Origin of the sequence: Streptomyces sp. NPDC060031 (assembly GCF_042736805.1) — a bacterium.
In the GTDB taxonomy this organism is placed as follows: Bacteria; Actinomycetota; Actinomycetes; order Streptomycetales; family Streptomycetaceae; genus Streptomyces.
This window is the reverse complement of sequence record NZ_JBHWVM010000011.1, coordinates 57,225-70,074: the sequence shown is the minus strand read 5'-3', so window position 1 is coordinate 70,074 and position 12,850 is coordinate 57,225. Positions and strand designations below refer to the sequence as shown.

General features: G+C 72.6%; 11 protein-coding genes. 7 read left to right on the top strand and 4 right to left on the bottom strand.

Annotated features, from left to right (window positions below; all coding sequences use genetic code 11):
- Positions 1-23: 23 nt before the first annotated feature.
- Both ACFWB8_RS07225 and ACFWB8_RS07220 read right to left on the bottom strand, forming a co-directional pair.
- Positions 24-947 (bottom strand): oxygenase MpaB family protein, encoded by a 924-nt coding sequence (locus tag ACFWB8_RS07225; protein ID WP_385223495.1) that lies wholly within the window; start codon positions 945-947, stop codon positions 24-26.
- Entirely contained in the window at positions 944-1,471 is a 528-nt protein-coding gene (locus tag ACFWB8_RS07220) for a GNAT family N-acetyltransferase (RefSeq protein ID WP_385223494.1), read from the bottom strand. The genes ACFWB8_RS07225 and ACFWB8_RS07220 overlap by 4 nt, the downstream gene beginning before the upstream one ends.
- A 169-nt stretch (positions 1,472-1,640) precedes the next feature.
- Here ACFWB8_RS07220 and sbnB point away from each other — a divergent pair, with 169 nt between their 5' ends.
- Positions 1,641-2,642 carry a 2,3-diaminopropionate biosynthesis protein SbnB gene (gene sbnB / locus ACFWB8_RS07215; protein WP_385223493.1) on the top strand — a complete coding sequence of 334 codons (1,002 nt, stop codon included), beginning with the start codon at positions 1,641-1,643 and terminating at the stop codon, positions 2,640-2,642.
- A gap of 131 nt (positions 2,643-2,773) precedes the next feature.
- Positions 2,774-3,640, top strand: a complete 867-nt coding sequence (locus ACFWB8_RS07210; RefSeq protein ID WP_385223492.1) for a GyrI-like domain-containing protein — start codon at positions 2,774-2,776, stop codon at positions 3,638-3,640.
- Positions 3,641-3,652: 12 nt separating this feature from the next.
- On the opposite strand, the gene ACFWB8_RS07205 is transcribed toward ACFWB8_RS07210, so the two are convergent.
- Positions 3,653-4,516 carry a LysR family transcriptional regulator gene (locus ACFWB8_RS07205; protein WP_385223491.1) on the bottom strand — a complete coding sequence of 288 codons (864 nt, stop codon included), beginning with the start codon at positions 4,514-4,516 and terminating at the stop codon, positions 3,653-3,655.
- Between the two features lie 69 nt (positions 4,517-4,585).
- Between ACFWB8_RS07205 and ACFWB8_RS07200 the strand changes: the two genes are divergently transcribed.
- Positions 4,586-5,488 (top strand): DMT family transporter, encoded by a 903-nt coding sequence (locus ACFWB8_RS07200; protein WP_385223490.1) that lies wholly within the window; start codon positions 4,586-4,588, stop codon positions 5,486-5,488.
- A gap of 132 nt (positions 5,489-5,620) precedes the next feature.
- On the opposite strand, the gene ACFWB8_RS07195 is transcribed toward ACFWB8_RS07200, so the two are convergent.
- Positions 5,621-7,609 carry an ATP-binding cassette domain-containing protein gene (locus ACFWB8_RS07195; RefSeq protein ID WP_385223489.1) on the bottom strand — a complete coding sequence of 663 codons (1,989 nt, stop codon included), beginning with the start codon at positions 7,607-7,609 and terminating at the stop codon, positions 5,621-5,623.
- Positions 7,610-8,053: 444 nt separating this feature from the next.
- On the opposite strand from ACFWB8_RS07195, the gene ACFWB8_RS07190 reads away from it, so the two are divergent.
- The 4 genes from ACFWB8_RS07190 (at position 8,054) to ACFWB8_RS07175 (ending at position 12,803) form a co-directional block, all read left to right on the top strand.
- Positions 8,054-9,373, top strand: a complete 1,320-nt coding sequence (locus ACFWB8_RS07190) for a prenyltransferase/squalene oxidase repeat-containing protein (RefSeq protein WP_385223488.1) — start codon at positions 8,054-8,056, stop codon at positions 9,371-9,373.
- On the top strand, positions 9,370-10,797 hold the full coding sequence (locus tag ACFWB8_RS07185; RefSeq protein WP_385223487.1) for a methyltransferase domain-containing protein: 1,428 nt from the start codon (positions 9,370-9,372) through the stop codon (positions 10,795-10,797). The genes ACFWB8_RS07190 and ACFWB8_RS07185 overlap by 4 nt, the downstream gene beginning before the upstream one ends.
- Entirely contained in the window at positions 10,794-11,780 is a 987-nt protein-coding gene (locus ACFWB8_RS07180) for a hypothetical protein (protein ID WP_385223486.1), read from the top strand. The genes ACFWB8_RS07185 and ACFWB8_RS07180 overlap by 4 nt, the downstream gene beginning before the upstream one ends.
- Positions 11,781-12,185: 405 nt before the next feature.
- The gene (locus tag ACFWB8_RS07175; RefSeq protein ID WP_385223485.1) at positions 12,186-12,803 is read left to right on the top strand and encodes a DinB family protein; all 618 of its coding nucleotides are present in this window, start codon (positions 12,186-12,188) and stop codon (positions 12,801-12,803) included.
- Positions 12,804-12,850 lie beyond the last annotated feature (47 nt).

Below are 12,850 nucleotides of genomic sequence, written 5' to 3'. Positions count from 1 at the left end.
TGAAGCCGCCCCCGTGTGTCGTGCTAAGCCCTCCCCGGCCGGTCCAGTATGGCCGCTGATGTACGCAGTGTGTACGGCGAGGGGCGACTGCCGGGGCCCATGCGACGCATCGCTTTCAAGATGTGACCTGGAGGCAGCTGCCAGCGCAGACCTGCGGGAATGGCGCGCAGCAGGTGTCCGGTGAGGCGCAGGCGCCGGGTGATGCTGCGCGGGGCCGGTGCGGGTCGCCCGTACAGCTGGTGCGCGTAGGCCGGGAGTGAACCGTAGGCGAGGTCGGCTACGGGGCGCCACAGCAGGTTTCGGCCAGGGACGAGGAGGGCATGGGTGGGCGGGCTGCGCAGGAAGTCGTCCACGGTGGCGGCGTCGGCGCCAGCGGCGAGCAGGGGGCGGACCTCGGCGAAGTAGGCGGCGAGCTGCGCGGTGTCGGCGGGCACGTCGGCCGGGTCGAGGCCGACGAGTCGGGCGTTGGTCCGGTTCTCGTCCACGTAGCGGTCCGCCTGGGCGGGGGTGAGGGGGACCCCGGAGCGGCGCAGGACGTGCAGGAAGCTGTCGATCTGGGCGCAGTGGATCCAGAGCAGCAGGTCGGGGTCGTCGACGGGGAAGCGCTCGCCGGTGGCGGGGTCGGTCGCGGTCAGCATCCGGTGGATCTTGCGGACGCGGGCGCCGGCGCGTTCGGCGGCGTCGGTGGTGCCGTAGGTGATGGTGCCGACGAAGTCGGCGGTGCGCATGAGCCGGCCCCAGGCGTCGGTCTTGAAGTCGCTGTTCTCGATGACCCCGCGGACGGCGCGGGGGTGCAGGGCCTGGAGGTAGAGCGCGCGGACTCCGGCGATCCACATCATCGGGTCGCCGTGACACTGCCAGGTGACGGACGCGGGACCGTAGAGCCCGGGGTCGGGCGCGGCGGAGCGCCCGGGTTCGCTCTCTCGCGTCGGCTTCGTCCCGTTCATGGTCCCCCTGCTTCCCAGATGTCCGAGGCCGGTTCCGGCCAGTCCACCGCGTAGTACTTCAGGCGCTCGTCCTCTCCCACCAGTCTCATCCCGGCCGCCGCCATCACGCGCTGCGAGGCGGTGTTGCCGTGGTCCGTGTCCCCCTGGACGCGGGTGATCCCGTAGCCGCGGGCGAGGAGCAGCAGGGCGCGCAGCGCCTCCGTGGCATAGCCGCGACCCCGCACCCCCGGGACCAGGCCGTATCCGACGGTGAGCGTGCCGTCCTGGTCCGGGGGGCTGTGGAAGCCCAGGCCGCCGATGGCCCGGCCGTCGTCGCGGCGGCGGATCTCGTACGCCCCGAACGGCGCCGGGTCGCCGTGCGCGGCGCAGGTCTCGAGGTGGCGCAGGGCCCCGGCGGTGTCGGCCCGGGTGGGGTAGCCGGCGGCCCAGCCGCGGTTCGCGCCCGGCTCGCCTCGCGTCAGGGCTGCCGCTTCGCGGGCGCTCATCGGGTGGAGGACGAGCCGGGCGGTGACGAGGTCTTCCATAGGGCTGGAGTATCCCCGGATATGGGAGCCGCATACATCGGTCCGGTCTACTGCGGCTCGTGGGTCGTCGGCGGTTGCACCTGGGCCCCGCACGCGTCCCCCACCCTGTCTCCCCCCTGTCTCCCTCACCCCGTCCCTCACCCTCGAACAGGAATCAGGAACCACAACCATGGCGAACTTCAGCGTCGTTCCCGGCGCGGCGGTGTCCGAGATCCTCAGCGACTCGCACAAGGACATCCTGCGCATCGTCGCCGAGACCTACGTGGCCCACGAGCAGGGGCAGTCGGTGAACCCCGACAGCTACTTCCTGCGCTTTCCCGACAAGCCCAACGCGCGGGTGATCGCGCTGCCCTCCTACCTCGGCGGCAGCGTGGACACGATCGGCATGAAGTGGATCGCCAGCTTCCCCGACAACGTCCGGCACGGCCTGCCGCGCGCCTCGGCCACCCTGCTGCTGAACGACTACGCCACCGGCTACCCGCTGGCATGCCTGGAAGCGGCGAGCATCAGCGCCGCCCGCACGGCGGCCTCCGCGGCCGTCGCGGCCGCCGAACTGCTCGCCTCCGAGGGTCCCGTACGGGTCTCCTTCATCGGGGCCGGTGTCATCGCCCGCACCGTCCTCGACTACCTGGCCGCCCACGGCGTCCGGATCTCGGAGGTCCTGGTCCACGACCTGGACGCCACCAGCGCCGGACACCTCGGCGCGCACGCCACCGCGCGCCTCGGGGTCCCCGTCACCTCCGGAAGCCTGGACGAGGCGCTCAGCAGGGACCTGGTCGTCTTCGCCACGACGGCCGCCACGCCCTACGTGAGCGGCGACACCCCGCTGCGCGCCGGGCAGTTGCTCCTCAACGTCTCCCTGCGGGACCTGTCTCCCGAGCTGCTGCTGAAGACGAACAACGTGGTGGACGACATCGACCACTGCCTCAAGGCGCAGACCTCGCCCCACCTGGCCGAACAGCTCACCGGTGGACGGGACTTCATCAACGGGACGCTGGGCGCCCTGCTCCAGGGCGAGGTCACCCTGGACCCGGCCCGGGCGACCGTCTTCTCCCCCTTCGGCCTCGGCGTCCTCGACCTGGCCGTGGGTCACCACGTCCTGGGTGAGGCCCGCCGGCGCGGCACCGCCGTCGACATCCCCGACTTCATCGGGGAGACCACGCGCTGGTAGCCGGCGCGGGAGCGACCCCGTCCGCGACCCCGCTCGCGGCCCCGCCCACCCGACCGGACCGGGCACAGGATGTCGGGTCCGGCACAGTGGGCCCTTCCTAATGTGACTGTTCGAAAGGGAAGGAGACCGGGGTGCTGGAGCGGCTGAACCAGGCCATGGACCACATCGAGTGCCACCTCGACCAGCGGATCGAGGTGTCCGACCTGGCGCGGATCGCGGTGACGTCGGAGTACCACCTGCGGCGGCTGTTCTCGGCGCTCGCGGGTGTGCCGCTGTCGGAGTACGTCCGGCGCAGGCGGCTGACGGTCGCGGGCGCCGAGGTGCTGGCCGGGGAGCGGACGCTGCTGGAGATCGCGGTGCGGTACGGCTACTCCTCGGGGGAGGCGTTCGCGCGGGCTTTCCGCGCGGTGCACGGCGTCGGTCCCGGCGAGGTCAGGCGGGTCGGCGCGAGTCTGCAGTCCCAGCCCCGGATGTCCTTCCGCCTCATCGTCGAAGGGAGCAGCAGCATGCGGTACAGGGTCGTGGAGAAGGAGGAGTTCCGTGTGGTCGGCAGGAAAGCGCGCGTCCCCCTCGTACACGAGGGCGTGAACCCGGCCATCGCCGCCTTCATCCGGGGGATCGACAAGGACACACTGGGGCGCATCCACAGCCTGTCCGACCAGGAGCCGCAGGGCATCGTCTCGGTCAGTGACGATCTGGACGACAGCCGCGCCGAGGGGACCGAACTCGACTACTACCACGGCGTGGTGACGGGCGCCGCCGTGCCGCAGGACATGGACGCGCTCCAGGTCCCGGCCGGGACGTGGGCCGTGTTCGAGAACTCCGGCCCGTTCCCGCAGACCCTCCAGCACCTGTGGCGGGACGTGTTCACGCAGTGGTTCCCGTCCAACCCGTACAGGAGTCGTCCGGGACCCGAGATCCTGCGGATCCGGCTGTCGCAGGACGCGGCCGAGGCCGAGGCGGAGCTGTGGATCCCGGTCGAACGGACCGCGCTCTGACCTGCGCCGCAGTCAGGCATTTCCTGCCGCGATGACCTCGTGCACGAGTGCCACCAGGTGGGGGAGGGCCGGGTGCCCCGGGCCCTCCCGCCAGGCGAGGAGCACGGGTACGGTCGGCGCGTCCGCGAGCGGGCGGTAGACCAGCGACGGGTGCATGTGGTTGCTCGGGGTGGCCGATGTGGAGATCCCGACGGCGCGGCCCGCGGCGATGGCGATGAGCCACTCGTCCGTGTTGGTCACCTCGATGGTCGCGACGGGCCGGATCGCCGGCGGCCACAGGTCGAGCGTCGTGGTGCCGGAGACGGTGTTGACTGCGATCGGGTGGGGGGTCAGGTCCGCCAGGGTCACCCGTGGGAGGGCGGCCAGGGGGCTGTCCGCCGGCATGACCACCACCCGCTGCTCCGACAGCAGCGGCTCCGTGCGCAGTCCCGCCGAATTGACCGCGCCGCGCAGCACGGCCACGTCGACCTGGCCCTGCGTGAGGCCGGCCGTACGGTCGTCGATGCGGAGCAGCTCCAGCGGAATGCCGGGGTGCGTCTCGTCCCAGCGGCGCAGCAGGGGCACGGTGTGGTCGCCGAGCGCCGCCCAGGTGTGGCCCAGCCGCAGCGGCCAGCTGCGCAGTCCTGCGGGGTCGAGGGCGGTTTCGACGGCGGCGAGGGCGACGCGGGCCTTGTCGCGGAAGGTCTGCCCCTCGGCGGTCAGCTCGAGGTGGTGCGTGGAGCGGTCGACGAGCCGGGCGCCGAGGTGGTCCTCGAGTTGGCGCAGGGTGCGCGAGAGCGCGGGCTGGCTCAGGTGGAGGCGGGCCGCGGCGCGGGTGACGTTGCCCTCGTCGGCGATGGCCAGGAAGGCACGCAGGTGCCGCAGCTCGATGGTCATGTGTCTGGAGCATAACCGTGGCGGACTCGGCATTTCACGCGACGCGGCCGGGTTCCTAGCGTGGAGGGCATGACATCCACGGTGCACGAATCCCCCGCGGCGACGGCCGCGCCCGTCGTCCTGCGCCACGCCGCCGGGGGCGGCACCCTCGGCGGCGTCGGCCTGGTGCTGGCCGGGGCGGTGTCCGGCCAGTTCGGGTCGGCCTTCGCCGCACTGCTGTTCCCCCGGGCCGGGGCGCTCGGCACGGTCGCCCTGCGGGTGACCTTCGCCGCGGTGCTGCTGCTGATCGTCGCCCGGCCCCGGCTGCGCGGGTACTCGCGGGCCGACTGGGCGGTGGCCGGGGGGTTCGGCCTGGCGCTGGGCGGCATGAACATCCTCTTCTACCAGGCGATCGACCGCATCCCGCTGGGCGCGGCGGTCACCCTCGAGGTGCTGGGGCCACTGCTGCTGTCGGTCGCCGCCGCGCGCCGCGCCGCCAGCCTGCTGTGGGCGGGGCTCGCGCTGGCCGGCGTGTACCTGCTGGGCCTCGACGGCTTCGGCCGGCTCGACATCGCGGGCGCGGGCTTCGCGCTGGGCGCGGGTGCGATGTGGGCGGCGTACATCGTGCTGGGCGCCCGTGCGGGCGCCCGCTTCCCGAGGCTGGACGGTCTGGCCGTCGCCATGGCCGTCGCCGCGCTGGTCAGCCTCCCGCTGGGCATCGGGACGGCCGGCGGGGCGCTGCTGGAACCGGGGGTACTCGCGCTGGGCCTGGCGATCGCGGTGATGAGTTCGGGCGTGCCCTACGCCCTGGAGCTGCTGGCGCTGCGCCGGCTTCCCGCGGCGACGTTCGCGGTGCTGACCTGCCTGGCGCCCGCCTTCGCCGCGCTGGCGGGCTACCTGGTGCTGGACCAGGAGCTGTCCCTGGCGCAGGGCGGGGCGATCGCCCTGGTGGCCACGGCTTGCGCGGGCGCGGTGTGGACGGGCAGGCGCTGAGGTCCCCGAAAGCGACCGGCGCGGCCGCGCGGCGCCCGGGACGGTGGTGGACTCCGCCCTGTGCCGCTGAACCACGCCGGTCGGTCACCGGGCTACCGGGCTACCGGGCTACCGGGCTACCGGGCTACCGGGCTACCGGTCCATGGAGAGCCGGACGAGTTCGGCGAAGGATCCGCCGGCGGCGACCAGTTCCTCGTACGTCCCCTGCTCGGCGATCCGGCCTCCGTCCAGGACGATGATGCGGTCGGCGAGCCGGCAGTTCTCCATGCGGTGCGTGACGATCACGGTGATCCGCTCCGCCTTCATGTCCCGCAGGCCGGAGAAGACCATGTGCTCGCCCCGCGGGTCCATCGCGGAGGTCGGCTCGTCCATGACGAGCAGCGCCGGGCGGCGGTGGAAGGCCCTGCCGCAGGCGAGGCGTTGCCACTGCCCGCCGGAGGGTTCGTGTCCGCCCCAGAGGGACCGGGCCAGGAGCGTGTCCAGACCGTCCGGGAACTCCTGGACCGCCTCCTTCATGCCGACCGCGTGCAGGGCGTCCCAGACGGCTTCCTCGCCGCGCGGGTCGGGCTGGCCGAGGGTGACGTTCTCGCGGGCGGAGAAGGGCCAGTGCCCGTACGACTGGGTGACGAGACCGACGTGTGTCCAGGCGGTTCGCTGGTCGGCGTCGGAGGTCGGTACCCCGTCCCAGGTCACGGTGCCGGCCGTCGGGGTGGTGAGCGCGGTCAGGAGCCGGATGAAGGTGGACTTGCCGGCGCCGTTCTCTCCGACGAGGGCGACGACCTCGCCGCGGTTCAAAGTGAGGTCGACCGGTCCGAGCGCGGGGGTCTGCTTGCCCGGGTAGGTGTAGGCGGCCCCTTCGAGCCGGATCTTCCCGGGCGCCTCCATGGCCAGCGGGCCGCGGGCTCCGGACTGCTCGGCGGCCTGCGCGATGAAGGTGGCGTAGTCGCCGAGGTAGAGGGCGTGCTGGAACATCGCGGCGCCGAAGACGACCAGGCCGGACAGGGCTGCGGTGGAGGTCCGCATGGCGACGATGGCGGTGCCGGCGGCGCCGACGGCCATGTACCCGCCGGCCACGAGTCCGCCCAGGGACAACCACGTCAGGATGACGAACAGGCCCGAGGCACCCGCGGCGATCAGGTGGGCGATCAGGTAGCGCGGGGCCGAACCGACCATCCTGGAATCGATGCGCTCGCAGACGGCGGCGTACCAGTGGTGGGCGTACGGCCGCATGCTGTTGCCGCGGAGCTCGTCCGCGAGCTTGGGCGTGGTGAGGTGCCAGCGCATCATGTGGCGGATGTTGCGGGACGCGATGGTCTCGTTGTGGAGCGTGTAGTCGAGACGGGCGGCGTACACGGAGCCCAGGCCGCGCGGAATCACCGACAGCAGCAGGAGCGGCAGCAGGACCGGGTGGACCACCGACAGCACGGAGGCGACGGCGATCATGTCGATGAGTCCGCCGGTGAAGCCGAGGGCGTCCTGGAGGAGCATCGAGGACCGCGCGGATCCGGTCTCGGCGGCTTCGGAGCGCTCGGTGAAGTCGGGGGCGTCGTAGGACGCGAGCTCCACGTCCATGTGGGCGTCGACCATGGCGAGGTCGGCGATGGTCGACATGCCCGGGGTGAGGCGGCGGGCCGCGCTCCCGGAGGCGATGGAGGCCAGTGCGCCGAGAGCGGTCATGGCGGCCGCTAGCCCCAGTGGCAGGGCGGCGGCCGCGATGCGCTGGTCGACGGTGCCGCCGGTGAGCAGCGGGCCCATGGCCGCGGAGACCGCGGTGAGGGCGGCGGCCGTACAGATCCCGCCCCCGATCTGGGCGCCGACGAGCCAGATGAAGGCCGTACGGTTCACCGCCCACGCGAGGCGGCCGGTCTGCGCCAGCGCGGACGGCACGCGGCGGGCCATCTGCGCCAGGGAAAGCCGCTCCATGGCCTCGCTGTGCTGGCCCCACTTGAAGGTGAATTCGGGCGGGGCGGGAGGTACGGCGAAATCCGGATCCGTGGCCTGCGCCGGGACCTGCCTCGCGACTTGCGCCGGGACCTGCCTCGCGACTTGCGCCGGGACCTGCCTCGGGACCCGCACCGGGACCTGCTTCTCGGCCGGCCTGCCGGCCTGCTTCTCGGACATGATGGCGCTCCTTCAACTCGCGGGCGGCGAACCCAGGTTCACCGGCGCCGGCGGCCATGACGAGGAAGCCCAGCCCCTGGCAGGGGAAGGGCGGACGCGGGGTTCGGGAACTGGAAGCAGTGAGTAGACAGCAGCCCGCAGGGCGGAGCAGCCGGATCTGGCCGACCTGCCGGCGCCGGCGGCCCCGGCCTCCCGGCTGATCGTGTCGGGCCCCGGCCGGGCTGCCGGGATCCGAGGGCGGGGAGGTTGGCCTGAATCAATCGGAGGAAGGGTTCAGCGGTCAGAAACCGCTTGCGGAGCCGTGTCGCCTACGGGCCACCCGTCGGCGAAAGCGGTGTCAGGCGACCCCGGAAAGGGCACACTGTGCCTACCGTTCTGCTTGCGAGTCGTCGTACGCACCGGAACGCCGTGCCGTGAAGCCGCCACCCGGGGGGAGACCAAGGCGTGCGTTCCGCTGCCGAGTTGTCCGGTACCGCCGTCACCGCATCCATCGACCTCGCGATCGGCTGCCTGCGCCAGAACTTCCGTACGGCGCCGGGCGCGGCCGGCTGGTACCACTACCTCGACGATCCGAACCCCGGCATCACCGCCTCCGCCGTGGGCCTGTTCACCTTCGGCCTGGCCGGCGGGCGCTTCGAGCGCGCCCCCGAGGTGGTGGGCTACCTCACCGCCCAGCAGCGCCTCTCCCCCGACGGCGGCAGCGGCGGCTGGCCGGTCCGTACGACCAACGGCTTCCCCATAGGCGAGGCCACGGCCTGGGTGGTACGGGCGCTCAGCAGGCCGGGAGCCACCCTGCTCGCCGGGGATTCCCTGCGCCTGGGCGTCGAATGGCTGCGGGCCAACCAGAACGTCGACTTCGGCTGGGGCTCGTACCTCGGCCAGCCCTCCCGCGTCTTCCACACCGCGCTCAACATGCTCGCCCTCCACGAGTCCGGTGCGGGCGGCGAGGCCCTGGCCAACGGGCAGCGCTGGCTGATCGACGTACAGAACGCGCAGACGCCGGGCTGGGGCCCGCTGCCCGGGGCGCAGCCGACGGTGGTGCACACGAGCGTGGCGCTGATGGCACTCGCGCGGATCCCGGGGGCGCTGAGCACCAACACCATGCGCCAGACGGCGGAATGGCTGCTGGAGCGGATCGAGCCCGGCGTGCACGTCGAGCGCAGCACGACGGTGGAGGAGTACGACGTACCGTTCACGGACGGTGGCGCTCCCGCCGTCTTCCAGAACTCACTGCCGCACTTCGCGGGTCCGCTCGCGCTGTCCGCGATCTTCTCCACCGGGGTGGTGGACCCGCTTCAGCCCAAGCTCTTCCAGGCGGTCTCCGGCATCATCGACACCCAACTGGAGGGCGGGCACTGGGAATTGCCCCGCAGCCCGATGCGGCCGTCGGTGTGGGCGCTGTGGCCGTTCGTCTCGGCGCTGTCGGCGGCCCGCGCGGCGGTCCTGTCCACTCCCCGGAGCAAGGCGTCCCTGCTCTACCCGGGGTGCGCGATCGTGCAGAGCGAGGACCAGGCGCAGGACCTGACGCGCAGACTGCTGATCCAGAACGCACTGTTCGACTGGCTGCGGAGCAAGTGGCTCGCCCTGGTGCTCTGGGCGGTCGCCCTCGTCACCACCGGCATCCCGATCGCCCTGCTGGTGACGGGGCGGTTCTCGATGAACGACTTCCTGACCGCGCTGATCCTGCCGGCGCTGCTGATGGTGCTCCAGTACGTGTGGGAGCGGCGGCCGGCGGCCCGTGCGGGGACGGGGGGCTCGGGGTGACCGCACCCGAGTACACCGCGACCCGGGCCGGCGTCCGCCGGGCACCGCGACCGGTCATCCTGCCGCCGCCCGAGCAGTGCGAGATGTGCGAGGAGGTCCGGCTGTCCGGATCCTTCGCCACCGGCGCCCACGGCGACGACACCACCACCGCGGCGGCGCCGGGACGCCCGCGCGGCTCCGGCTTCTCGCGGCTCGTCGCCCGAACCCGGGCCGTCGACGTACTGTCCGGGCTCGGCTCCCTGCTGCCGGGCTACGTACTGGTCGTGCCCCGGCGGCACACGACGAGCCTCGGCGACCTGTCCCCGGCCGACCTGGCCGAGGCGTTCTCCGTCGGCTGGCGTTTCGCCGAGCGTATCGAGCGCGAATTCGGGCGTCCGGTGGTACTGGTGGAACACGGATCATCAGGAGCCGCGGCGGCGGCCGCGGGTCCGCCCCCGGCCGGGGCCGCGGTCCGACATCGCACCGGAGGGTCATGCATCACACATTCACACCTCCACATCTTCCCGCTTTCGGATGCTGCCCATTCACCGCTCTTCGCTGCCCCCGGAAGTCGGAAAATCTCCGGGCTGTCGGACCTGATTGACACCGCACACCGTAAGAAGAACTACTACTTCTGCACATGGAAACGCGACGAGGGGTACCTGTTGTCCGATCCCGATCTGCCCTCCCAGTACGCACGGCGCGTCTGGGCGGGGACCTTGGACGCGCCCGACCTGTGGGACTGGGCCGCCTTCCCCTTCCTCGCCAACTGCCACGACACGACCGACCGGCTGCGTGACCCGTACGAGTCGGACACCGACCGCCAGATGCGCGAAACGCTCCTCGCCTACGGAGTGGCCGCCCGTACCTACGCGGCCCGCACCCGGCAGTTCACCGACGGCTCGACCCTGCCCCACGAGATCGCCGATCTGGCACGCACCACCAGCGGAGTCGTCCTCGACGCCGGCGCCGGCGCCGGACGCGACGCGCTGTGCTTCGCCGCCAACGGCCGCCGGGTCATCGCCCTCGACGCCTGCCTGCCGCTGCTCACGATGACCCCCGAGGAACCGGAGGTCCAGCGGGTCACCGGTGACGTGCGCTCCCTGCCGCTGTCGAACGCGTCGGTGGGCGCGGTGTGGTGCTCGGCCGTCCTGCTGCACCTGCCGCCGGCCGAGTTGCTACGGGCCCTGCGGGAGTTCCACCGGGTGCTGGAGAGCCGGGGCGCCGTACAGGTCTCCGTCAAGGAAGGCGACGGGCAAGCCTCCCTGGCCATGGGGGGCGAGAACCCCTTCCGCCGCCACTTCTTCTACTACCGGCACGGCGACCTGATCCCGCTCGCCCGCGCGGCGGGCTTCGACGTACAGCAGAGCTGGACCGAGGAGGAACCGGACTCCTCCGACGACGTGCAGCGCTGGATCAAGCTCAGGCTCCGCAGGACGACGTGACCGACGCGCACGCCGAGGGCCCCCGCAGCCCCCACCTCCATCTGCACCTCGAACCGGAGGAGCGCAAGCGGCGCGAACTCGGTCTGGCGTTACGGGACTTCGGCTCGCGCGACCGTTTCTTCGAGGCGCACCGCACGGACCGGGCCGACCGCTCCCGGATCCAGCCGGGCGACCTGCGCCGTTTCCTCCGCGACGTGCACGGCGAACAGCGGCGGCAGGGTGCGGACTACGTCGAGCTCAGGCTCTCGCCGCGCCGCTTCCTGCTCGACGGGATGACCTGGCAGGACTTCACGGACACCGCGCAGCACGTCCTGGGGCCGCTGCGCGACCCCGTCGTCTCGGCGGTCCTGCTGGTCAACCGCGACAGTACGGCCGGGTTCATCGGCGAGGTCACCGACCGCGTCGGCTCCCTTCCCCCGGTGTTCGTGGGCCTCGACATCGCGGGGGACGAGCTCACCCACCCGGACGTACGTCCCTTCGTGCCCCTCGCCCGTGCCGCGGCCGACGCGGGCCTGGGCTGTACGGTCCACGCGGGCGAGTTCGGGCCCGCCGAGCACATCTGGCGCGCCCTGGACCAGCTCGGCGCCCGCCGCATCGGCCACGGCCTGTCCTGCGCCACCAGCCCCGCGCTGCTGCGCCGGATGGCACGGGACTCCGTCCTGACCGAGGTCTCCCTGACCTCGAACCTGGCCCTGGGCGCGGTATCGGCCCCCCACGCCCACCCGCTCCCGGCCCTGCTGGCGGCCGGAGTCCCGGTCGCCTTCAACGCCGACGTCCCGCTCCACACGGGCCGCACCCTCGATCAGGAGTTGGCCCTGGCCGCCACCGTGCTCCACACCACCCCGGCGGAGATCCAGGCCCTGCAGTCCCGGGCCTGCGCCTTCCGCTTCCACCGCCCCGTGCCTCGTTCACCAGAGGCCGCGGATCCTCACCGGCAGGGCGCGGACCGGATCCCGGGCCTCCGCAGGGAGCCGCCGCAGTAGGTCTTCGCCCACGACGCCGTCACGCCGCCAGAGCCACGGGTATGTACCGCAGCACACAACTGACCAGCCAACGCCCCGTACTCATGCCGCTTCCCCCACCTCGCGCAGTTCGGTGTGCGGATCCTACGGAACGTCGGCGGTTCGGGGAGCTCCGCATCTTCACGTCCCCGTCGCCCCCTCCGGCCGCTCCGCCCGTACGTCCCGTGGCCACGGTCCGCGGCCACGTGGTTCGCCTCGGGCCGACCGGCATCGGCGGGCCGGCGAAGAGTCCTCGGACCGCAGGACGCAGGACGCCATCCGCCCTGGCCCTGGATCGGAAAATCACGGGCCGGACGCGGTCGGGTGTGTCAGGGTGGCGGGTCGACGGCTCGGACCGTCGCCGAGCACCGGTCCATGGGAGCGTCCGTGACAGCACCGCGCCTGGTCCCGTTGGTGGAGCAGTTCGACTTCGCGTGCGAGCGGCTCGTCGGCCGCATGGCGGGGCCGGTGATGGACAGCGGCGACGGTTGCGAGACCGCCGTCGGCGCCATGAGCGATGAGGAGTACCTCTGGGAGCCGGTGCCGGACTGCTGGTCGGTCCGGCGGCGGGCGGACGGACCGGGGCCGCGGGCGACCCTCCTGGCGGGCGCCGGGGACTGGGGGCGTGACGCCGCGTCCTACCCGCACCCCTGGCCGCCGCCCTTCACGACGCTCGCGTGGCGCCTGAGCCACCTCGGCGAGATGCTGGCGCTGCGCGCCGACCACACGGCGGGCGGGCACGCGCTGACCCGCGACGACCACTCCGTGAGTGGCGATGCCGCCGGGGCCGTGGCGGCCTTCGAGGAGGGCGCCGCGGCTTGGCGGAAGGCGCTGCTGGGCATCGACGACGCCGCGCTCGACACCGTCGGGTACTGCACCTATCCCCACGGCAGCGACCCGGAGGAGCCCTTCATCGACATCGTGTGGTGGGTCAACCAGGAAGTCCTGCACCACGGAGCGGAGATCGCCCTGCTGCGCGACCTGTACCGCGCCCGCCGGGCGTGAGCGGTTTGTGACGCGCTTGGTGATGTCGATCCGGGATCCGGCTGCGC

Coding starts and splice junctions, on each gene's coding strand:
- ACFWB8_RS07225 (WP_385223495.1), bottom strand. CDS start 947: ATGAACGGGACGAAGCCGACGCGAGAGAGCGAACCCGGGCGCTCCGCC.
- ACFWB8_RS07220 (WP_385223494.1), bottom strand. CDS start 1,471: ATGGAAGACCTCGTCACCGCCCGGCTCGTCCTCCACCCGATGAGCGCC.
- sbnB (WP_385223493.1), top strand. CDS start 1,641: ATGGCGAACTTCAGCGTCGTTCCCGGCGCGGCGGTGTCCGAGATCCTC.
- ACFWB8_RS07205 (WP_385223491.1), bottom strand. CDS start 4,516: ATGACCATCGAGCTGCGGCACCTGCGTGCCTTCCTGGCCATCGCCGAC.
- ACFWB8_RS07200 (WP_385223490.1), top strand. CDS start 4,586: ATGACATCCACGGTGCACGAATCCCCCGCGGCGACGGCCGCGCCCGTC.
- ACFWB8_RS07195 (WP_385223489.1), bottom strand. CDS start 7,609: ATGTCCGAGAAGCAGGCCGGCAGGCCGGCCGAGAAGCAGGTCCCGGTG.